The sequence below is a fragment of the Treponema sp. OMZ 805 genome (assembly GCF_050937395.1).
Taxonomy (GTDB): domain Bacteria; phylum Spirochaetota; class Spirochaetia; order Treponematales; family Treponemataceae; genus Treponema.
This window is the reverse complement of the sequence record NZ_JACCLP010000001.1, coordinates 376,610-398,181: the sequence shown is the minus strand read 5'-3', so window position 1 is coordinate 398,181 and position 21,572 is coordinate 376,610. Positions and strand designations below refer to the sequence as shown.

Below are 21,572 nucleotides of genomic sequence, written 5' to 3'. Positions count from 1 at the left end.
AAACGTTGATCCTCCGCTGCCTGCCGACGGCATCATTGCAAAGGACACCGTACTTACCTTTACCGCAATACCGGATACCGGATACGAAGTAGCTGCATGGACGGGTGCGACACAAGACAGCGCTGATAAAAATAAGGCAAGATTGACGGTAACTGCACATACCACCGTCAGCGTTACGTTTAAAGAAAAGACCGCAGATGTTTCGCTACTGCAAATCGATTCAACCGGTAGGCTCACTGGTGTAACGGATAGAAATGCACTGGTCGGAAGCCTTGCAATACCGAATACTGTTACTAAAATCGGAGTCGCGGCATTCGCTCATTGCACAAACCTTACCGGTATTACCATACCCGATAGCGTTACTGAAATCGGTAACAATGCCTTCTCGAACTGCTCTGCGCTAAGTGCTGTTACTATCGGTAATAACGTTACTAAAATCGGACACGCGGCATTCGATCATTGCACAAACCTTACCGGTATTACCATACCCGATAGCGTTACTGAAATCGGTAACAGTGCCTTCTCGGACTGCTCTGCGCTGAGTGCTGTTACCATCGGTACAGGCGTTACTAAAATCGGACGATGGGCATTCAAGTATTGCACAAACCTTACCGGTATCGCCATACCGGATAGCGTTACTGAAATCGGTGACAGTGCCTTCTCGGACTGCTCTGCGCTGAGTGCTGTTACCATCGGTACTGGTGTTACTAAAATCGGACAATTGGTATTCATTCATTGCACAAACCTTACCGGTATTACCATACCGAATAGCGTTACTGAAATCGGTAACCTTGCCTTCTCGAACTGCTCTGCGCTAAGTGCTGTTACTATCGGTACAGGCGTTACTAAAATCGGACAATTGGCATTCGCTCATTGCACAAACCTTACCGGTATTACCATACCCGATAGCGTTACTGAAATCGGTAACAGTGCCTTCTCGGACTGCTCTGCGCTGAGTACTGTTACTATCGGTAATAACGTTACTAAAATCGGACACGCGGCATTCGATCATTGCACAAACCTTACCGGTATTACCATACCGAATAGCGTTACTGAAATCGGTAACATTGCTTTCTTGGACTGCTCTGCGCTGAGTGCTGTTACTATTGGTAATAACGTTACTAAAATCGGAGACGGGGCATTCGCTCATTGCACAAACCTTACCGGTATTACCATACCCGATAGCGTTACTGAAATCGGTGACGGTGCCTTCTCGAACTGCTCTGCGCTGAGTGCTGTTACTATCGGTGCTGGTGTTACTAAAATCGGAGGCGAGGCATTCGCTCGTTGCACAAACCTTACCGGTATTACCATACCCGATAGCGTTACTGAAATCGAACTCGCGGCATTCATAGGTTGCGAAACACTTACCAGAGCGGTTTTTAAGGCTCCATCAGGATGGAAAGTTCTGAGTAAAGATGGCAACACTACCGAGAACATCAACCAAGCTGACTTGGAAGATACTTCAAAAGCTGCAACGTATTTGAGAGATACTTACTGGGAATACACTTGGCAGAAACAATAATACATAAGGGGCAGCTATTGTAGATAGCTTACGGTAATTGCCTGTTAGACAAGAGTTTTCCCGCCGCACCTTTTACGAGCGTATTGTTGAAAGGTGCGGCATTTCAAAAGGAATACAACAATGAGAATTGAACCACAACTAAAACAGGAGACAAAAAATGAATGATTCCATAAAAATTTTTTTAAAGAGTGAAGCCTATCCTATCGGCGATGTATTAGGGATTATTGCAATATGGAAAGATGATACAGCCATACATGGAGAAGTATTTTTTTGCAAAGAAGATTCGCAAAAAGATATTTTTATATGCAAAGAATACATCAAAGATCCTACCGGTCAAAATATTTTGGAAGCGGACTTAATTCAGAAAATGCGACAGCATCATGACCGGTATAATCTACGCCCGCTACGTTCTGTCACACAGGGATACCCAAATAATCCTTATGCTAGCAACAGATTTCTATGGGAAGATCAATCCGCTCAAGGTATAGCTTCTTTTTATAGTGCATATAAGGTATTTTTTGACGAGATTATGAATAGGACTAAGAATCAAACATTAAAAGATGCTATAAAGTCTATCAAAGAAGTGAACGCTCATATTTCTATTGACTACGACGTGATTATACATTCTTCCACACCTTGATAGAAGCTGTTTTTGCGATGCATAATTTTCCCGCCACATCTTTTACGAGCGTATTGTTGAAAGGTGCGGCATGTTTTTCTGATCAACATCCCCCGAGGCAGAACATCAGGGGATACGGTTTTTATATAACGGGCGCCTAAAAATTTCTTATCTTTAGGCGTCCGTATCCGTTTTTTAAATTAAAAACGTTAATTCCAGAAATCCAGTTTTTCCTGCATACCGATGTCGGCTGCATGGAATACAGGGTCTTTTCCTTCCTTCCGTTGCTTTTCGTAATCTTTCAAAGCCTTCATTGCGGTCTTACCTAAAAGGAAGATTGCCGGTAAGTTAATCAAGGCCATAATACCCATCAACAAATCGCCGATATCCCATGCCAAGGCTTGTTTATGAGCTGCACCGAAAAGCACGACAAGGGACGCAAAAATTCTATACACCAGCATAAAGGTTTTGCTGGGAACCTTGCCGTAAATATAGGAAAGGTTATCATCAACATAGTATAAGTTTCCGAGCAGGGTTGTAAAAGCAAACAATATCAAAGAGAACGTGATAAAGTGGTTTCCGAAATTCCCCATCAGCGAGGACAGGGCGGCCTGCACATACGGCGCACCGCTTAAGGACTCCGACGGCTCGATACCGGCGCTAAAACACATAAAGGCGGTTGCGCTACAGATAATAAGTGTGTCGAGGAATACCGAAAGCATCTGTACCAGTCCCTGTTTAACAGGATGGCTGACAAGCGCCGTCGCTGCAGCATTCGGCGCCGAACCGATACCGGCTTCGTTGGAATAAAGTCCACGCTTAATACCGTACATCATACAAGAACCGGCAACACCGCCGAAGATCGCTTTAAAATCAAATGCATCGGCAAAGATTCGCGAGAAAATCGCGGGCATTGCTGAAATATGCATAATAACCATCACGAGAGAAACAACAACGTAAATTGCACCCATAATCGGTACTAAGACAGAAGTTACTTTCAAGATACGCTTTCCGCCGCCAAGTAAGCAATAGCCGGTCATAACTGCCAATACGGCGCCGATAATCCACGGCGTTACTTTCGGGTCATAAAAACTATAGACGGTAAAGCTGGTTTGTAAATTGAACGCCGCAAGCATATTAAAGCCGATTGCATACGTAAGAATAAGACTGACGGCAAAAATGATACCGAGCGCTCTGCTCTTTAAGGCCGTTTCGATATAATACGCAGGGCCTCCGTAGCAGCCGCCGTTTTCATCACGGCGCTTGTAAATTTGTGCTAGTGTCGATTCGATAAAGGCAGAAGAACCGCCGATAATCGCAACAATCCACATCCAAAAAACCGCGCCGTAACCGCCTAAGCAAATAGCGCTTGCAACACCGACGATATTGCCGGTACCGACTCTTGATGCGGTTGTTACCATCAATGTCTGGAACGACGATACATCACCTTCCCTCATCGGTTTTTCGGCGGTAACCCTAAACGCCTCACCGAGTAACCGCACCTGCAAGAATCCCGAACGGACGGTAAAATAAATCCCTACCCCCAGCAGCAAAATGATCAAGATGGGGTAATAGAGTAAACTGTTAATTGGCGCAATAATGGCGCCTAACATTTCCAACATACTTTTTTCCTCCTAATAACGATTTATCGTATGTTTTATCGGTATGCCTTTAATAAATATTTAAGTTTAATTCCCGCGCAATAAATTCAAGAATCCGCGTCCCTACATAAGAATTCCCGTGTGAATCCAACCCGGGACAATAGACACCAATGCCATAGCCCGCCCGTGATGCGGTAACAATACCCCCGCCTACCCCGCTTTTTGCCGGTAAACCTATTCTGATTGCAAATTCTCCGGAATAATCGTAGGTGCCGCAGGTCGCCATAATCGTTCGTAATATCCGCGCATGAGCCTCGCTCAAATGCTGCTTATTTTCTCCGTCTTTACCATCCCTCGACAGCACAAATCCCAATTGCGCCAAATCCCGCACATCGACTAAAATCGAACAGCTTTTAAAATACACGTTTAACAAGTCTTCTACATTAACGTCTGCAGGGATGATTTTGCCATTCAACAGCATGTAGGTCAGCGCCCTATTTGCAAAAGCGGAAGAGCTTTCCGAATTGAAAATGCTCCTGCTATAATCGATTTTATCATTTCCGACAATTTCGCGTGTCCGGTTAAGAATCATCTCGAATGTATTATTGCCGTATTTTTCATATAACAGCGACGTTGCGACAATAGCGCCGGCATTGATAAACGGATTAACCGGAATATTCTTATTACTCAGCTCCAGCGCAATGATACTGTTAAACGGTTTGGCGGAGGGTTTTACGCCGATAAACTTTTGAATATAATCAAAGTCATAGTGTTCAAGCACGCAGAGATAAATGATAATTTTAACAATACTTTGAATACTGAACTTGTGTCGCGAAGAACCCGTCTCATATAAGGAGCCATCCGTGTCAATGAGCGCAGCGCCGACCTTAGTTTTATCTTCTTTCGCGAGTTCGGGGATATAGTCCGCAACCACCCCATTATCAACATACTGCACCCCATATTCATACGCGCGTTGTAAAATATCTCGTATCTCCACCATAACACTCCTTACATCGTTATACGCAGTCTATCTTTTGCCCCATAGTTATCCTAAAATCGCTGCGGGGGTATTCGTTATGATGATTATTGTACAATGGAATAATCTATAATGCAACAATAAATTTTTATTTATTCGTGTAAAAGATTTAATGCATGATGTTTTGCCTCTATGCTCCGCATCGGGAGTATTAGTTTAATTCGATATATTTTTTAGAAGATGCCCAGCCCCCCCTTTACCGATTATTCATTTCTATACTAATATAGAGCTTATAAAATAGAGATCATACAAACAAAAGAGGAGAAATACGATGGGATTGATAACAGCGGCAGTCAGCGCAGTAGGCGGCGGTTTAGCGGATCAGTGGCTTGAAGTTGTCGAAGCGGATGATATGGGTGAGGGCATTGTACTCGCAAAGGGTGTACCGGTACGCACGGATAAGCGCAACAGGAATACCAAAGGCTCAAGCGATGTCATTTCCAACGGGTCGATTATTCACGTTAATCAAAATCAGTTTATGATGCTGGTAGACGGCGGAAAAATTATCGACTACACGGCGGAGCCGGGATATTTTAAGGTTGATAACAGTTCCGCGCCCTCCCTTTTCAGCGGTAGTTTTGGCGATGCCTTAAAAGAAACATTCGGCCGCTTTAAATTCGGCGGAACAACACCGATGAAGCAGGAAGTATTCTATATCAATTTACAGGAAATCAAAGGCATTAAGTTTGGTACGCCTAATCCGCTCCAGTATTTTGATAATTTTTATAATGCGGAGCTTTTTTTGCGGGCATTCGGAAACTACTCTATCAAAATAACCGATCCTATCAAATTCTTTAAAGAAGCCTGCCCCCGAAATGCAACGCACGTACATATCGATGAAATCAACGAGCAGTATTTAACCGAATTTTTAGAGGCATTGCAGGCAGCAATCAGCCAGATGTCGATGGAAGGTGAGCGGATTTCGTTTATTCCGTCAAAGGGAACGATCCTCAGTAAGCACATGTCGCAAATTCTCGATGATTCGTGGAAAGACCTGCGCGGTATGGAGGTACTGGCGGTCGGTATCGCAAGCATCACGTATGACGACAGCTCCAAAGAACTCATCAATATGAGAAACAAAGGCGCAATGCTCGGCGATCCTTCTATCCGTGAAGGGTATGTGCAGGGGGCTATTGCGCGGGGTATGGAAGCAGCAGGTTCCAATCAGGCAGGCGCCGGTATGGCATTCATGGGCATGGGAATGGGCATGAACGCAGGCGGAAACTTTATGGGACAGGCAAGCCAAACCAATATGCAGCAGATGCAAATGCAGCAAGCAACTCAACATACTGCACAGCAAACCGCCGCGGCGGGACAAGCCGCTCAAGGAAAAGCGGCAGGCGAATGGTTCTGCACCGAATGCGGACATAAGAATACCGGTAAGTTCTGCGCGGAATGCGGCACGCCGAAACCGGCAGGAAATAATTGCCCCTCATGCGGCGCAGAAGTCAAACCGGGCACAAAATTCTGCTCCGAGTGCGGCGCTAAACTGTAGCACGACCGCAAATCTTAGAATTAAGCGGATTTAAGGCAACTGCAGTGAAAATATTCCAAGCAGTTGGCTTCTTTGTTCCGCGAAATTTTGAAAAAATTTCGCTTTATGTTTCAGAAGAAGGGTAAACACATTAGATGGATAAATCAAATTCCGCAGAATAAGAGACGACTGTGTATAACCAATACTTTTGAAAATAGTGGCACCGGATACAAGGCACGAGCAAAAATAAAGCGGAGGCGTACTTGTTGTACGTCGAGCAGTTATTTTTGTGCAGTAACGCTGTAGACGGTGTGCATATTTTCAAAAGTCTGATGTGGTTACCTTGTAAGAGGAATGAGATGAGTATAATAAACTACAAATGCCCTGCGTGCGGGGCGCCGATTGAGTTTAACCCGCGATTGGGCAAATTTAAATGCGGATACTGTTTTACCGAGCATACGGAAGAAGAACTGACTGCCTATCTCGAAAAACTGCAAGCTAAAACCGCCGGAGCGGACAGCAATGCAGCAGAATCCGGCACGATAAACAGCGGAAATGCTGATAGGGTTGCAGCTTTCGGAACCGGCATCACTGAAAAAGGCGGACAGACCGTTAAGGCATACCAATGCGCCAACTGCGGCGCAGAAGTTGTTGCGGGAGATACCTCGACGGCCGTGTTTTGCTACTACTGCCACAGCCCGGTGGTTATAACCGACCGGCTCAAGGGCGATTTTAAACCCGACCGCATTATCCCGTTTAAGGTCGATAAAAAGATCGCCATACAGAAATTCTTGCAATGGGCGGGCAAAAAGAAATTTACCCCGAAAGGCTTTACGAGTGAAATGCAGCAGGAAAAAATTACCGGCGTCTACCTCCCCTACTGGCAGGCGGATATCGATGCAAAGGTGGACTACCATGCGGTCGGTGTGAACGTTACCCGCTGGTCAAGCGGAGACCGTGACTATGTAAAAACCGATAAATACAAAATCGACCGCACCGGTGATATCGCCGTAAACAACCTGCAAAAGCTTGCGTTTTCAAAAATCGACGAATCGTTACTCAATACCATTACTCCCTATGATGAAGCGGAGATGAAGCCTTTTTCCGCAGGGTATTTAGCGGGCTTTTTTGCCGAACAATACACCGAAGATAAAGAAGCAATAAAACCTGCATTAATGACACAAGCAAAACAAACCGCAGCGGCACTTATCAAAGAGTCAACGACTTGTACTCATTTTGAATCGGAAAAAGATTCAACCGCGTATTCCGTCCGCGATCAACGGTATGTGTTACTCCCCTCGTGGATTCTTACCTACATCTATCACGGTAAGCCGTATGTATTTGCCGTAAACGGTCAAACCGGTAAAACCTGCGGGGAGCTGCCGCTGGATAAGGCAAAGGTAGCGCTGACATCGGGGCTTCTCGGCGTCGTATTCGGCGTGCTCATGTTCTTGGGAGGGATGTTTATATGGTAACGATGATGACACCGGTATGTTCAAAAAAACATACCTATAAAAAACGGTTTATGACGATTTTGTTCTGCTGCTTGCTCCCCTTTATGCTCTGTGCAGACCCGAGTGATGCAGACGAATGGGATGAGAAAGCAACTGACTGGAATGCAGACGAACTTTTCGCCGCGATTCAACAATATAGCGGAAAAGCAGTCGTCGATATGGCAGGCATCCTGACGCTCAGCGAACAACAGGAAATAGCGGCACGCTTTACGGAATTTTCCGAAAACGAAAAAACGGATGCGTCAGTGGTACTGGTTCCCGACACCGGTGATTTGACGGCGGAAGCTTATGCAGATGATTTCTTTGATTACGGCGGCTACGGCTACGGAGAAGACCGCGATGGAATCTTGCTTTTAATCGTAACAGGATACGGCGACGGCAGCGGAAGAAAAGCGCATATTTCAACCTCAGGTAAGCGTACTATCAATACCGTTACCGATTCCCGTATTGATGATCTGCTCGATGCGCTCATCGACGGAGGAGCGGCGGATGGAAATTATGCCGCCGGTATCAATGCATATATCGATAAGCTGAACACCATAATCCAATCACCGGAACAAGCAGCTGCTGCAAAACTGAAAAGCAGTCTCTTATTTGCCCTCGGAACCGGTGTTTTCGTGTTTTTAATCAGTTTCTTGGTTTTATTAAAACGCTATAAAATCGCCGGCGCAAAACCGTACTACAATCGGACGGAGCAAACAAAAGTACATTTTGATTCCGTAAACGATCCGCTCATCAGTACCAATACGATAAGCACGGTACGGCCTAAAAACAATTCAAGCGGCAGCTCCGGAAGCTCCACACATACGTCGTCAAGCGGACGCTCTCACGGCGGCGGCGGAAGATCGTTTTAAGTTTTAAGCGGGTGCCTTTCGGGCATCTTAAAAAACTCAAGGTTTTTTGAGGTTCATGAATATCATTCAATTAACATCCCCCGACACAGCGCATCGGGGGATTAGATCGTCTGTTCAAACAGTGCTATTCCAAAACAAGATTGACTTTAACGACTTTTTTACCGCCTTCTTCCACAGCAAAATCGGGGTTTGCCTGCCCTTCAAGTATTGTCTGTCCTTCTGAGCCGGGAATTTTTGTACCGTTGACTTCCCAATGCTTTACCTGTTGCCCGGGTAATAATTTTGCCTTCAGTATTGCATACAGATAGGCAGGGCCTTCATAGCCCGAAGTGATTGGTGCACCGGTAACGGTTCTACACTCGATTGATGCAGCAGGGGTAAATTGCGCAGTCAGTACTTGCGGATGTTTAACGGTAAAACCGATGCGGACAACCTTGTTGCCGCCCTCTTGGACTGCATCGTTTATATCAAGCGAATAGCTGTTATCGGGTTTATACGTATACTCTTTTGTGTTAAAAAATATCTTATCTATGTCTATGCCGCCCGGTACCTGCGGATAAACACGCAATTGGGTACCTGCATCGATCGTTTGTCCGGTCGTTATGCCATGCATACCGGAAAGAGGAGCCACTACCTTCACAAGCGTAGGATCGAATTTAATAACAACAGAACCGGCTGACAGTTTGGTTGTATAGGTTACCGTAATAACCTTATCCAAACCGTCGGGAACCGCATCGGCGATGTTTACCGTATAGAGATAATGTTCTTTGACCTCTTTAGTACCGTTGATAAGCCACTTGTCGAAAACCTGACCGGTAGGAAGACTTTTAACCCCGAACCAAAGTGAGACGCCCTCGTAAACAGTAGCCCCGTTATTGAGTGTACCGCTGCCGTTTTTATACACTTCGACCTTGCTCTCGTCAAACTTTACAACAACCGCGGCAGCGGGCTTAGTGGTATACGTTACCGTAATAACTTTATTCGAACCGTCGCTAACTGCATCGGCAACGTTAACCGTGTAGTCATCGTAGTCGAGTTCTTTTGTGTTTACCTTCCACTTATCAACTTGCTGTCCCGCAGGGATATTCTTATCTCGAAAGCGTAACAACGTACCTTCAGAGACTTCGGAATTCGGTGGCAATAATTCATACCGATCGTTTTTTTCGTATCTGACAGTGAGGTTCTCAACATTATACTTGATGAAGATTTTTCCACCTCCGCCTGACGTAATCTGCCATTGTGCCGTATATGTCGTATCGGCCGCAGAAAATGTTGTAGGTGAAGGCAACGCGGGATTCCATCCTTTAAGCTCGGCATCCGCCTTGACGGGTTCCGGAGCAGTAAATGCTGTTCCGAATTTACCTGTTAGGGGTATATCGGCTGTATTACCGCTTACGTTTCCGCCGTTAAGCTTAAAGGTTACGTTTACCGTTTTGCGCTCGTAATAGAGTTTTACAACAGTACTGCCATCAGCGTTTATTGTCCCGCTTGTCTGTACGGAATCGTTTATTTTCGTAAGCGACGAATTGTAGTTAAAACCTTCGAAAGTTTTAGGAGTGTATACAGCAGTTGCTCCTGCAGTGTCGTGTAAACTTTCAGTATCCGATGGCACTACAGAATAGCCTCCTTCCGATTTTTCTTTATAGTGTTGTACTATATAAGAAGCTTGACCTACCGGAAGCGATTCAAAAGAGACTTTGACCTCTACAGCCTTTGTGACGGTGTGCGTATAAGAACTTGACGTATTACCTGTAACAGCAGAGCCACCTACCCTCCATTCCTTTACTTTATAGTTTTTATCAGGCGTTGCCGTAAAGCTTACTTTTTTATCTTTCTCCACCTTCGTACCGGTTCCGATCGCTACATCGTTTACCTTTGCAGTAAGCGTACCGTGTTCGCCGTCTACACTAAAATTTACCGTAAATTTATCCACGGTCGGCACTTCATTGGGCACCACACTGTCTGTCGAACGCGGGCATGCCGTAAACATGAACAACGAGGCAATAGCCAGTACTGTCATTGTTGCCCATCCTCTAAGTATATTCGTTTTATTTAGATTCATTTTCATCATAAAATCTCCCTTAATTAGTATGCTGCAACCGCAAAAAACGGTTTTCATAATTCTCTTACCCTGATATGACCGACTGCCGACCCCAGCGATATAAAGCGGTATTGCACAAGTGTTTGTAATATCCTACTCTACAGCCTTTCGCAGCAACGCATGGCATTTTCCGGGACGCAAAAAGCTGTTTATGTACACCATGAGAAAAAGGAATATGCGTATCTTGATTCGTATCCGATAGACTTAAAACTGCGGAAAGGTGATGATGCTGTTTGTAAGGAGAAGATAAAAAACTATCTAAATAAGATTCGCTGTGAGCTGTGAGCTGTGAGCTGTGAGCTGTGAGCTGTGAGAATTGTATTACCGACTATGAGCGTGTCAAGCCCTGTATACCGATTTTGCTCCGATATGGTGTCCGCTTTGGAAATAAGATTTTTATACTGTGATAATCCAATTCTGCGACTCAACATATGTATTATTATAGAGTCCAAAATCCGAAAACGCAAGAGAAAAGTTAAGTGGCTATTAGGGAAATGCTGATTATTTTGCATTCGAATTAATCAGCGTTTCCTTAGACAAGAGACAAAAGCCAATCTTTTAAATTTTTTGCGGATGAACATTCAAGTACCGGCACATCTGTTATTTGCGGATTATATTCCAAGCGAGTGGGTACCGATGGGTATATTCCCGTTGCCGTTCTCACCGCTTCAGAATGAAATGCAGGATGCGTTATTTCCGGGATAATCGTGATGCATGAATGCGCAGTGTGTTCATCGGATACCCAACGGGGCAGCGAACCGGTATTCATACAAAAGTTTTCGACAGGATTATGCCCATCCGCTATCGCTTGACCGTTTTTTATCGAACCCCACGCCTGCCATACTTCTGCGACGTCGGAACTGATAATATACCCTGTCCGATCTTTACAGTCGCGCATTGCCTCTAACACAGAATCCTGATCAAATCGAAATAAGGCGACTTCCGGGGTACGTCTTTCAGGAGAACTCTGCGTATAAAGCATCCTAAAGCGTCGACATTCTCCTTCATAGTCTCTTTCAGGAATACGGCAAGAAGCATTGACTGTTGTAATAAAACCGTTTATAGGCGCTCCCATTTTTTTTGCAAGTACGGCAGCATTGAGGGTGTTCGGCTGGTTTAACGAAGTACCGATAATCAGCTGAGGTTGCTCAATACTGTTATCATAACCGGTTCGTGAAAGTACCGCCAATGCAGCATACATACAGCAACACACCTGCGATAATAGATAGCCGATATGTGCTGCATGAGGAATAAACAACTCCATCGAACCGATAATATCAGCATCTACTGCCGTTTCTTGAACCATCGTTTTACAGTCTGCCAGAGAGCCGTTGACGCAAAAGGTGTGAATATTTTTGGGAAGCAACAGAATTTGCTGTTTTGTCATAGTCTGAAAAGTATCTTTCGAATCTTGAGGATATAAAAAAGTTGCATGAATATCTTCAAACTCGGAAAATGCTTTTGCAAGCGAAAGCGTTTCAAGCTCTGTTCCCGCAAAAAGAATATGCACCGGCTGCCCGCTGCACTGATAGAAATAATCAACCAGCTGCGCAGTAAACCGAGCGCCGAAATCGGTATAAGACCCGCCATCTCCATGGGTAAGTTCAATGATATAAGTACGGGGATCGATCGGAAACACCGGAACCCTGAAAGGAAACGCGCGTGCAATAAGGGTGTATAAATCGGATTCGGGAATAACATCCCGAAAAAATGCTCGAAACACTTCAAATGCAACATCACGAAAAGACGGCGGAGGATTTTTATATATCAGCGAATCGGGTAAAATCGGTATCTGACGAGGAATATAATTTCCCCCTTCCGCACTGTTTATCTTAAGTACCGTTTCTAAAGGAAGATATATGGAAGGCTCTCTCACATTATAAAAAGATATGGACGGTTGCATATTTCTTTATAGCATAGATATACCGTGATTTCAATCATATACCGTATGTTTTAAAAGCAATCGCACTGGAAATATTTAAAGCGATTGCTTTTCTTCCGCGCAAAATTTTGTCAAAAATTTTGTGCAGTTTTTTTCAGGTGATAGATAAATGCATCCGACAGGTAAACATATATTGCAGAATAAACAGGCTGTGAGACCATTTGAACCGCGAAGAGGTTCAACTCTGGTTGAACAGCCTATTTATTCTGCGGGACATGCACCAAATGTCTGATGCGTTTACCCCGTTCCTCCGCTCGATAGACTTTTTTTCTCTTTTTCGCTATTTTTAATGTATGGGGATGTTCAAACTTTACATCGATTATTTTAAAAGTAAACTCAAAAATCTGCGGAAGCCTAAAGAAGAAATTCCGATTGATTATGAAGAGATTGTCGAAGAACAATGGCAGGCCGATTTTTCCAAGCCTGAAAACTGCCGGTTTGCTGCGGAAACGGGTGACGGATATACGGCTACCTTTACGCCACCTGAGCCTGACGGAAACAATACGGGAGGACTGAGGCTTGAAGCGCAGCGAAAGCATCTCTATGCGTGGACGGTGAATCCGGTCTTCCGCTATAAGGATGTGATTATCGAAGCGGATATCCGTTTGCCGGAACCTGCAAAAAAGCCGGACGGACAGGACACACCAACCGATAAGGCGGGAGGATTCGCTGCCGGAATCCTGTTCCGTTATATCAGCCAAAGTACCTTTTACGCACTGATGATCTCCGATGCGGGATGGGTACGGCTCGATGCGGTCGTCAACAGCACCCCGATGCCCCTCCTAGGCTGGGTAAAAATCCCCGGTTCCGCTCATTCCGATATCGATCATCATGATTCAGATCATCATAGTTCAGATCACCCTGATTCAGACTATTCAAATCATAAAGGAGAAGCGGATACAAAACGTGCGTACTCAATCAAACTGATCGCGAATAATACGACCATCACCATTTTGATAAACGGCCATTGGGTTGCCTGCTGTGAGGATGATACCATTCAGGCAGCGGGAAAAATTGCCTTTGCAATTCAAAACTGGGAAACTTACCCGCAGGTTACCGCGCAGCTTTCCCGCTTTTCATTAAACTCCATCCCGATGACGGTAGAAACGGCATACACGGACGCAAACGAATTTTCTGCTGTGCCGCCGGATGCCCGCATCAGCCTTGCAAAAACGCTCTATGCGATGGGGCGGTATGTCCCTGCCCTGCTCCAGCTCCGGGCTGCAGCGCGGTTAAAGGAGCCGGAAGAAGCGGATCGGATACTGGCAGGCCGCATTTATTTTGCGCAGCGGATGCTTGACGAAGCCGAGCGGGAATTTCAATCGGTCTTGGAAGCGAATCCCTCCAACGAGGAAGCTTTTGCGGAGCTCGGCGGCATTTACTATCGGGCTGAACGGTATGAAGATTTACAGCGTTTACTGCAAAAAGTTCCAAAGCCGATGATGGCGCAATCCTCATTCCTCTCAAACCTTGAAGGACATTTATACCATGCGCTGGGAAAGCACCAAGAAGCGGCCGAAGCATACCGGCGAGCTTTCACAATCAGTCCCGATCAGGGGCTTTTTGCCTTCCATCAGGCGAATGAACTCTACGATTGCGGGAAAAAGCCGGAAGCGGTAGATGCATATATGCAGGCTGCGCGCGCGTTTTTACAGCAGGAGGCCTACGATGACCTTGCGGAAGTTATTACGATATTGGAACGTATAGCGCCGAATGATCCCCGAACGCTTTCGATTGCCGGAAAATATGCTTACGCAGTGGGCAGATACGATGATGCCTTGCTCAAATTCAAAACGGCGTGCAAAAAAGGTTCAAAAGATTCTGCCGACTGGTACCTGTACGGACTGCTGCTCAAAACAGATGAACCGAAAGAGGCGGTCAAAGCATTTAAAAAAGCGTGTGACCTTGAACCCGAATACGGATTATATCAGTTCCGGTTAGCGGAAGCGCTTTTTTTAAGTAACGGAAAATATCAACCGGTATTGGAACAAGCGCTTGCCGCCGATCCGCAAAACGGTTGGGTGCATAATTTACGCGCATTAGCAGCATTGAGCGAAAACGATATTGAACAAGCGGAAGCGGCAGTCGCGGAAGCGCGCAGGCTGCTGCCCGATGAAGTATCCCTATTGGTAAATTACCTCGAAGTACAACGCAGGAAGGGGCAGCTTGCAAAGTGCCTCCCCCTCTTCGATATTGAAAACGGAACCGCCGACCTCGCGGTAGAACGGAATCGGGCAGCTGCGTTCCACGCCTTAGCGAATGCATTTGCCGACGACGATGCTCGCGAAGAAGCGCAGCAGTGGTATTATAAGGCATTAAAACTCGATCCGAAAAATCCTGAGCTTCTCACCGATAAGGCCGAAAACGACTATGCGCTCTTCCTCCTCAACGAGGCCGATGACGGTTTGGTTAAGGCGCTCGATATCCAGCCGTCCGTCCGGATATATCAACTGATTGCATCCATATCCGTTCAAAAAGGCGACTATGCCCGTGCGGAGGTAACGTTACGGGCAGGGCTTGAATCCTTTGCTGAAAGTCCCGACCTACACTATGATCTTGCCTGTGTGTACCGCAACACAAAACGGTTCGAGCAGGCGCAAGCGCAGATTGTACAGCTTAAACGGTACGAAACGTCGGAACGTGTCGATGCGCTTGAACAAGCCCTCTTGCAGGATACCGGTACAACCGCTCAGCCTACCGCAGAGCCAAAAGCCGAACAAAAGCCCAAGAAGACAGCTTTGGCAAAAAAAACAAGCAGAGCTTCCAAATCTGCGGCGGATGTAGAGGAACCCGTTATCAGCGCCAAGACAAAAAAAGGGGCAAGCGCCAAGTCTGCTGCAGGCAAAGAAGGAGCGGACGCAACAGAACCCGCTACCGGTACCAAGGCAAAAAAAGCTGCATCTGCTAAGTCTGCTGCGGACACAAAGGCTCCTGCAAGAACCAAGTCCGCTGTAAGCAAAAAAAGAACGGCAGCGACTGAGTCTACCGCAGAAGAAAAGGCCGATACAAAAACCGAAAAAGCGGCGATAAAAAAGCCTCGAACAAAAAAAACAACTGGATAACGGAACGAACTGTATCATAATGAATCTCAAAGTAAGTACGCCGTCTTTTTGCGGAACGATGACGGCGCCTTCTTCCAAAAGCCATACGCTCCGCGCCCTCATCTGCGCTTCTTTAGCGAACGGTACTTCGTTTATTACCGCGCCCCTTATCAGCGGAGACATGGAAAGCGCCGTACAGGTACTGCGGCAGCTCGGCGTTACCATTACGGAAGTATCGAATAATCCGCTCGTGCTCAAAGTTACGCCGCCAGTCGGCGGTCTCCTCGCCTCCGCAGAGCGCGGTGCCGCGGAACGCATTCTCGACCTCGGCAACTCGGGTTCTCTCCTCTACTTTTTAGGTATGATCCTTGCCGCAGCCGATGCACCGGTGTGTCTCACCGGAGATGAATCCCTTAGGAGCCGCCCCGTGGAACCGCTCCTTTCAGTATACCGGCAAGCAGGCATCCCGTACTCGACGGCAAGTATTAAGAACGGTACAGGCAGCATGGAAGTCCCGCCGCTCCGTTTTTGCGGCCCGCTGCCAGCCGGATCATATCAACTCGACGGTCCCTTTTCCCAGCCCGTAACGGGACTCCTCCTTGCAGCGCCGCTTTTAAACGGGATGAGCCGCATTACCTTTAACAATGCCGGGGAACGTCCGTATCTAAGGATGACCTGCGCTTGGCTCCGCATTGCCGGTATCGAGGTAGTGAACTGTGACGACTACCATTTTGAAATCAAAGGCGGACAGCGCTATCGTGCCTTTACGCAAACGATACCGGGCGATTGGTCGTCCGCCCTCTTTCCCCTGACCGCAGCCGTCATCTGCAATGCGGCGCTTACGCTGACTAACCTCGACCCCGCAGACACGCAGGGAGATTCGCAGGCGCTTTCGATCCTTAAAGCGATGGGAGCGGACATCCGCTGCGACACGGAGCGCCGCACAGTTTCGGTATTTCCCATATCCGGCGAATTAAAAGGCGGACGCTTCGACTGTGCGGATATCCCCGATGCGGTTCCCATCCTCGCCTGTGCCGCCGTGTTTTGTACGGGAGAAACACTACTGCTCAACGCCGGTGTGTGCCGTTTTAAAGAATGCGACCGGCTTGCTGCCTCGGCGGAAGAACTCGCAAAATTCGGAGCGGATATCACCCAAGGCAACGATTTTCTCCGCATCGGTGGCAGCGGCGGGAACAGCAGCGCTGCAAACGGCAGCGGCGGACAGAAACTCCATCCCGCACGGGTACGAAGCCGCGACGACCACCGCATCGCGATGATGCTCGCCGTCGCAGCATGCGGAATTGCCGCACGTTATCATACTGGGCAACAATCGGATACAACGAGGGAAAATACCGAAAAATTTTCCGAAATCTCTTGTATAGAAGATTTTGATTGTGTAAAAATATCCTACCCTCGGTTTATCGAGGATATGAATGCAGCAGGCGCCGCTTTTAAAGAGGTAAGGTAAACAGCCGCAAAATTATTGAGGTAAAAAATGAAACAAAAACGAGAACTTTTTAAAACAAACATCGGTATGCTCCTTGCCTGCGTAGGCTCGGCAATGGGATTGGCGAATATTTGGATGTTTCCCGCCCGCTTAGCGGAGTTCGGCGGCATCACGTTTCTTATTCCGTACCTCATTTTTTTATTCGGCTTTTCCGCATTCGGATTGATGGGAGAATATGCATTCGGACGAAAGATGCGCAAAGGACCGGTACTTGCCTTTGAATCGATTCTCGCGCAAAAAACAACGAATCCCCTACTCCGTGCCGTCGGTTGGTTTCCGGTCATAGCCCTTATCGGAATTTTATCATTTTACACCGTTATCATCGGATGGATACTGCGCTACCTTGTACTGGCGATTACCAATACATTTCCAGCGATGCCTCCCGCTTTTTTCGAATCCTTTGCAGGTACTCCCGCCAATATTCCGTGGACACTCGCCGCCCTTGTTGCAACGGCACTGATCGTCAGTCTTGGCATCCAAAAAGGCATTGAACGCTTTACCACCGTGATGATGGCAACTTTTTACATCGTCGTTACCGTGATGGTTATTCGTGCACTCACCCTGCCGGGCGCGTTACGCGGAGTTGCCATAATGCTGAGGCCTAAATGGGAAGTATTCGGTCATTTCAGAATCTGGATATATGCGCTGGGTATGGCATTCTTTACCCTCAGTCTCGGCGGAGCTGCAATGCTTGTATACGGAAGCTATATGCCGGAGGGATCCGATGTTCCCCGTACCGCCCGCCAAACGGCAGGTTTGGACTTTCTTGCTTCGATCATGTGTGCTCTGTTCACTGTTCCGGTCGCATATTCGCTCGGAATCAATCCGCAAGCGGGCGCGGCGCTCCTCTTTATTGCCGTGCCTAAAATTATCGCACACATGCCGGCGGGCTATATCTTCGGCATCCTCTTTTTTCTCTGCGCAATGTTCGCGGCCCTCACCTCTTCAATTGTTATGTTGGAAGTACCGGTTGAGTCGCTGATGTCCAAATTCAGAATCGGCAGAAAAAAAGCGGCGATTATTATCACCGTGTTAGCAGCATGTATCGCCGTACCGCTCAACTTTGACATGAGGGTATTCGGCACCTTCACCGACACTGTCGCCATCATCATTTTTCCGCTCGCAGCAGTTACAGCGGCCTTTGTCATCTTTTGGGTATATGGAGCACAGCGGACACTTGAGGATATCAACCTTCATGCCAAGCATAAGGTCGGTAATTGGTACGCCCCCTATATGCAGTATGTCTTTGTACCCGTATGCCTGATTTTAGTGATTGCCGGTATCTTCCTCGGGGGGCTATAGCGTATTATAGTTTCTATAGAACATCTCTAAAGAATTGGTTAGTTTTTTAGAGGTTCCTTAAAAGCCATTAAAGCCAATATAAGCTTGGAAAAGATTCTCAAGAAACACTTGAATTGTATATATACTCTCCGCTATGACTGCGGGACGTTTTATGATACACTCATTCCCATGACACAGCACACACACGACACGCTCTACCTGCTTGATTCCTACGGCTTAATTTACCGCTCTTACTTCGCTTTTGTCAGCCATCCGTTGACCAATAAGGCGGGTGAAAATGTTTCCGCGCTTTACGGCTTTTTTAGAAGTCTTGCGATGATTTTAAAAACATATCGGCCGCAGTATTTTCTTGCAGCCTTCGATTCCCGCACGCCGACCTTTCGGCACGAATGGTACCCCGAATACAAAGCAACCCGCGACAAGACGCCGGAAGATTTGCACGCGCAGATTCCGCATATCGAAAAAATACTGACAACACTCGGTATCACCTGCCTCCGCAAAGACGGTTTTGAGGCTGATGATATTATCGCAACCCTTGCGTGCCGCGCTGCACAAGAAGGCCGCCGCTGTGTCATTATCTCCGGAGATAAAGACTTGGCGCAGCTGGTAGGAGATTTTGTTTCGGTGCTTAAACCCGATAAGAGTGAAGCCTTGGCACAATGGGGTATCGAAGAAGTTAAGGAGCATTGGGGGGTTGCGCCTGCACAGATGCTCGACTATCTTTCGCTCATCGGCGATACTTCGGATAATATCCCCGGCGTAAAGGGCATCGGCCCCAAAACGGCTGTAAAGCTTTTGCAGGATTACGGTACGCTCGACGCTGTGTATGAACATATCGATTCCATTGCGGGAGCCGTACAAAAGAAATTGGCTGCCGGAAAGGAGAGCGCCTATTTTTCAAAAAAACTGATAACGCTTGCCGCCGATATTCCCATCGAAGGCTCGATTGAGGATTACCGCTGCGATGCGCTGCACTATCCGGAGGCGGCCGCGCTGCTGAAAGAATATGAGCTGCCGCGCCTCGGGGAACTGTACACAAAGGCCGCCGAAGAAGCAGGCACAGCCGATGCAGCTGCCGCGCCGAATATCGCAGCAACCGGCAGTTCAGCGGATAACGGTTCGGCAAAGAACGGTTCCGGTACAGGCAATGCGGGTGCAAAACCGATAGGCGGCGCTGACGGCATACCGGAAGCCGGTACCGGTGCAGCACCGGCGGAACTCCGTAAAAATACCGGCGAGTACCGCACTGTGACGGACGCGGAAGAACTCGAAGCCGTTATCGCAGCAGCCGAAGCGCAGGGCTTTGCCGCCTTTGACTGCGAAACCACCGGTCTCAACCCGCTATACGACGCCCTTGTCGGATTTTCGCTCAGCTTAAAAGCCGGAACCGGTATCTACGTACCGCTCAAAGCGCCGGCGCCCGAACTGGGTGAACAGCCCTTCACCGTGATGCCCCTTGCCGCCGCACAGAAACTGCTCGCGCGGCTCTGGAGCAATGAAGCGCTCACCCTTGTGTTGCACAACGGCAAATTCGACTATCAGGTGCTGCGGACGGCAAAGATATTTACCCGCGCCGGCTGCCGTCTCTTCGATACGATGATAGCGGCATGGCTGCTCGAACCGGATACCCTCAGCTTCGGCCTGGAGAACCTTGCCGAAGCGCAGCTCGGCTTGCAGGGCATTAACTATAAAGACGTCGTCCCCAAGGGCTGTACCTTTGCGGCGGTGCCCCTTCCGCAAGCGACCGAATATGCAGCGGAGGATGCCGACTTCACCCTGCAATTATATCACATATATAAGCCCGCCTTGGAGCAGGCAAACTTGACCACACTTTTTGAAACGCTTGAAATGCCGCTGATGCCGCTCCTTGCGGATATGGAAGCACAGGGGATTTTCCTTAAAAAAGAAGAGCTAGCTGCGTTTTCGGAAGAATTGGCGGATACGCTTGCACGGGACGAAGCGGAAATTTACAAGCTGGTCGGCCATCCCTTTAATATCGCCTCCCCTAAGCAGCTGCAGGAAGTGTTGTTCACCGAACGGAAGCTGCCGACCGGTAAAAAAACAAAGACCGGCTACTCTACGGATATTTCCGTGCTTGAGGAGCTTGCCGCCATCGATGAACTTCCGGCAAAAATTCTCGATTACCGCGCCTCCGCAAAACTGAAATCAGGTTATGCCGATGCGCTACCCCTGCTTGCCGATACACACGGGCGGATACACACCAGTTTTATTCAGACGGGGACTGCGACGGGGAGACTTTCGAGCCGCGATCCGAACTTGCAGAATATTCCGATCAGAGGAGAAGAAGGTCGCAAAATCCGCAAGGCGTTCTACGCAGCGGACGGCTGTAAACTGATTTCCGCCGACTATGCACAGATCGAGCTGGTTATCCTCGCTCATTTTTCGCAGGATGAAAATTTAGTAAAGGCATTCCGGCACGGAACCGATGTCCACGCGGCAACGGCGGCGCTCATCTTTAATGTACCGGTTGAAAACGTTGTCCCCGATATGCGCCGCATTGCAAAGGTGATTAACTTCGGGGTGATGTACGGTATGAGCGCATTTAGGCTCGCCAATCAACTGCGCATCTCCCGCACCGAGGCGGCGGAGTTTATTACCCGCTATTTTACCACCTATTCGGGAGTATCCGCCTTTATGGAAACGCTCAAAGAGTCGGCCGCAGAAAAGGGCTTTGTGGAAACGCTGATGGGCAGACGGCGGTACATCCGCGCTATCAACAGCCGAAACCAAACGCAGCGCGCCGCAGCGGAACGGATCGCCATCAACACGCCCATTCAAGGCTCCGCCGCCGATATCGTCAAAACGGCAATGCTGCGTGTAGATCGCGCATTGAAGCAGCAGCAGTTAAAGGCGCGCCTCCTGTTACAGGTACACGATGAGCTAATCCTCGAATCCCCCGATGCGGAAGTCGATTCCGTTAAAGCGCTGTTAAAACAAGAGATGGAACACGTCGTCGAACTCGCCGTCCCGCTCCGTGTCAGCATCGAAGCAGGCAGCTGCTGGGGAGATTTCCATTAAGGTTTCAGGGTTCTGCC

At 47.7% G+C, this 21,572-nt stretch carries 14 protein-coding genes; 10 read left to right on the top strand and 4 right to left on the bottom strand.

Annotated elements, in window-relative coordinates; genetic code table 11:
• Positions 1-1,525, top strand: a 1,525-nt coding sequence (locus HGH47_RS01765) for a leucine-rich repeat domain-containing protein (RefSeq protein WP_432909906.1), incomplete at its 5' end; no start/stop codon positions are given.
• A 157-nt stretch (positions 1,526-1,682) separates the two neighbouring features.
• Complete coding sequence (locus tag HGH47_RS01760) at positions 1,683-2,165, top strand: hypothetical protein (RefSeq protein WP_212565034.1); 483 nt, start codon at positions 1,683-1,685, stop codon at positions 2,163-2,165.
• A 188-nt stretch (positions 2,166-2,353) separates the two neighbouring features.
• Here HGH47_RS01760 and HGH47_RS01755 read toward each other — a convergent pair whose 3' ends face one another.
• Both HGH47_RS01755 and glsA read right to left on the bottom strand, forming a co-directional pair.
• The gene (locus HGH47_RS01755; RefSeq protein WP_212565035.1) at positions 2,354-3,766 is read right to left on the bottom strand and encodes an alanine/glycine:cation symporter family protein; all 1,413 of its coding nucleotides are present in this window, start codon (positions 3,764-3,766) and stop codon (positions 2,354-2,356) included.
• A gap of 49 nt (positions 3,767-3,815) precedes the next feature.
• Positions 3,816-4,745 (bottom strand): glutaminase A, encoded by a 930-nt coding sequence (gene glsA / locus HGH47_RS01750; protein ID WP_253675284.1) that lies wholly within the window; start codon positions 4,743-4,745, stop codon positions 3,816-3,818.
• 307 nt (positions 4,746-5,052) lie between these two features.
• Here glsA and HGH47_RS01745 point away from each other — a divergent pair, with 307 nt between their 5' ends.
• The 3 genes from HGH47_RS01745 (at position 5,053) to HGH47_RS01735 (ending at position 8,623) form a co-directional block, all read left to right on the top strand.
• Positions 5,053-6,276 (top strand): SPFH domain-containing protein, encoded by a 1,224-nt coding sequence (locus HGH47_RS01745; RefSeq protein ID WP_212565036.1) that lies wholly within the window; start codon positions 5,053-5,055, stop codon positions 6,274-6,276.
• A gap of 338 nt (positions 6,277-6,614) precedes the next feature.
• Entirely contained in the window at positions 6,615-7,730 is a 1,116-nt protein-coding gene (locus HGH47_RS01740) for a hypothetical protein (RefSeq protein WP_212565037.1), read from the top strand.
• Entirely contained in the window at positions 7,724-8,623 is a 900-nt protein-coding gene (locus HGH47_RS01735) for a TPM domain-containing protein (RefSeq protein WP_230974355.1), read from the top strand. The genes HGH47_RS01740 and HGH47_RS01735 overlap by 7 nt, the downstream gene beginning before the upstream one ends.
• A 124-nt stretch (positions 8,624-8,747) precedes the next feature.
• Here HGH47_RS01735 and HGH47_RS01730 read toward each other — a convergent pair whose 3' ends face one another.
• Positions 8,748-10,643, bottom strand: a complete 1,896-nt coding sequence (locus HGH47_RS01730; protein WP_212565038.1) for an InlB B-repeat-containing protein — start codon at positions 10,641-10,643, stop codon at positions 8,748-8,750.
• A 201-nt stretch (positions 10,644-10,844) separates the two neighbouring features.
• Between HGH47_RS01730 and HGH47_RS01725 the strand changes: the two genes are divergently transcribed.
• A complete protein-coding gene (locus HGH47_RS01725) occupies positions 10,845-11,009 on the top strand; it encodes a hypothetical protein (RefSeq protein ID WP_432909899.1) in 165 nt (54 codons plus the stop codon).
• A gap of 247 nt (positions 11,010-11,256) precedes the next feature.
• Here HGH47_RS01725 and HGH47_RS01720 read toward each other — a convergent pair whose 3' ends face one another.
• Positions 11,257-12,627, bottom strand: coding sequence for a threonine synthase (locus HGH47_RS01720; RefSeq protein ID WP_212565039.1), 1,371 nt, complete (start codon positions 12,625-12,627; stop codon positions 11,257-11,259).
• A 338-nt stretch (positions 12,628-12,965) separates the two neighbouring features.
• On the opposite strand from HGH47_RS01720, the gene HGH47_RS01715 reads away from it, so the two are divergent.
• The 4 genes from HGH47_RS01715 to polA all read left to right on the top strand — a co-directional run bounded on the left by HGH47_RS01715 (position 12,966) and on the right by polA (position 21,555).
• Entirely contained in the window at positions 12,966-15,728 is a 2,763-nt protein-coding gene (locus tag HGH47_RS01715) for a tetratricopeptide repeat protein (RefSeq protein WP_230974356.1), read from the top strand.
• 19 nt (positions 15,729-15,747) lie between these two features.
• Positions 15,748-17,175, top strand: coding sequence for a 3-phosphoshikimate 1-carboxyvinyltransferase (gene aroA / locus HGH47_RS01710; RefSeq protein WP_212565041.1), 1,428 nt, complete (start codon positions 15,748-15,750; stop codon positions 17,173-17,175).
• A 27-nt stretch (positions 17,176-17,202) separates the two neighbouring features.
• The gene (locus HGH47_RS01705) at positions 17,203-18,516 is read left to right on the top strand and encodes a sodium-dependent transporter (protein ID WP_212565042.1); all 1,314 of its coding nucleotides are present in this window, start codon (positions 17,203-17,205) and stop codon (positions 18,514-18,516) included.
• A 168-nt stretch (positions 18,517-18,684) separates the two neighbouring features.
• Positions 18,685-21,555: a DNA polymerase I gene (gene polA / locus HGH47_RS01700; RefSeq protein ID WP_432909893.1), complete on the top strand. Its 2,871-nt coding sequence runs from the start codon at positions 18,685-18,687 to the stop codon at positions 21,553-21,555.
• Positions 21,556-21,572 lie beyond the last annotated feature (17 nt).

Bases quoted from the DNA above. Each gene is read 5' to 3' on its own strand.
- polA (WP_432909893.1), top strand. From the start codon at position 18,685: ATGACACAGCACACACACGACACGCTCTACCTGCTTGATTCCTACGGC.
- HGH47_RS01735 (WP_230974355.1), top strand. From the start codon at position 7,724: ATGGTAACGATGATGACACCGGTATGTTCAAAAAAACATACCTATAAA.
- HGH47_RS01755 (WP_212565035.1), bottom strand. From the start codon at position 3,766: ATGTTGGAAATGTTAGGCGCCATTATTGCGCCAATTAACAGTTTACTC.
- HGH47_RS01730 (WP_212565038.1), bottom strand. From the start codon at position 10,643: ATGACAGTACTGGCTATTGCCTCGTTGTTCATGTTTACGGCATGCCCG.
- HGH47_RS01745 (WP_212565036.1), top strand. From the start codon at position 5,053: ATGGGATTGATAACAGCGGCAGTCAGCGCAGTAGGCGGCGGTTTAGCG.
- HGH47_RS01725 (WP_432909899.1), top strand. From the start codon at position 10,845: ATGGCATTTTCCGGGACGCAAAAAGCTGTTTATGTACACCATGAGAAA.
- glsA (WP_253675284.1), bottom strand. From the start codon at position 4,745: ATGGTGGAGATACGAGATATTTTACAACGCGCGTATGAATATGGGGTG.
- HGH47_RS01715 (WP_230974356.1), top strand. From the start codon at position 12,966: ATGTTCAAACTTTACATCGATTATTTTAAAAGTAAACTCAAAAATCTG.
- aroA (WP_212565041.1), top strand. From the start codon at position 15,748: ATGAATCTCAAAGTAAGTACGCCGTCTTTTTGCGGAACGATGACGGCG.
- HGH47_RS01705 (WP_212565042.1), top strand. From the start codon at position 17,203: ATGAAACAAAAACGAGAACTTTTTAAAACAAACATCGGTATGCTCCTT.
- HGH47_RS01760 (WP_212565034.1), top strand. From the start codon at position 1,683: ATGAATGATTCCATAAAAATTTTTTTAAAGAGTGAAGCCTATCCTATC.
- HGH47_RS01720 (WP_212565039.1), bottom strand. From the start codon at position 12,627: ATGCAACCGTCCATATCTTTTTATAATGTGAGAGAGCCTTCCATATAT.
- HGH47_RS01740 (WP_212565037.1), top strand. From the start codon at position 6,615: ATGAGTATAATAAACTACAAATGCCCTGCGTGCGGGGCGCCGATTGAG.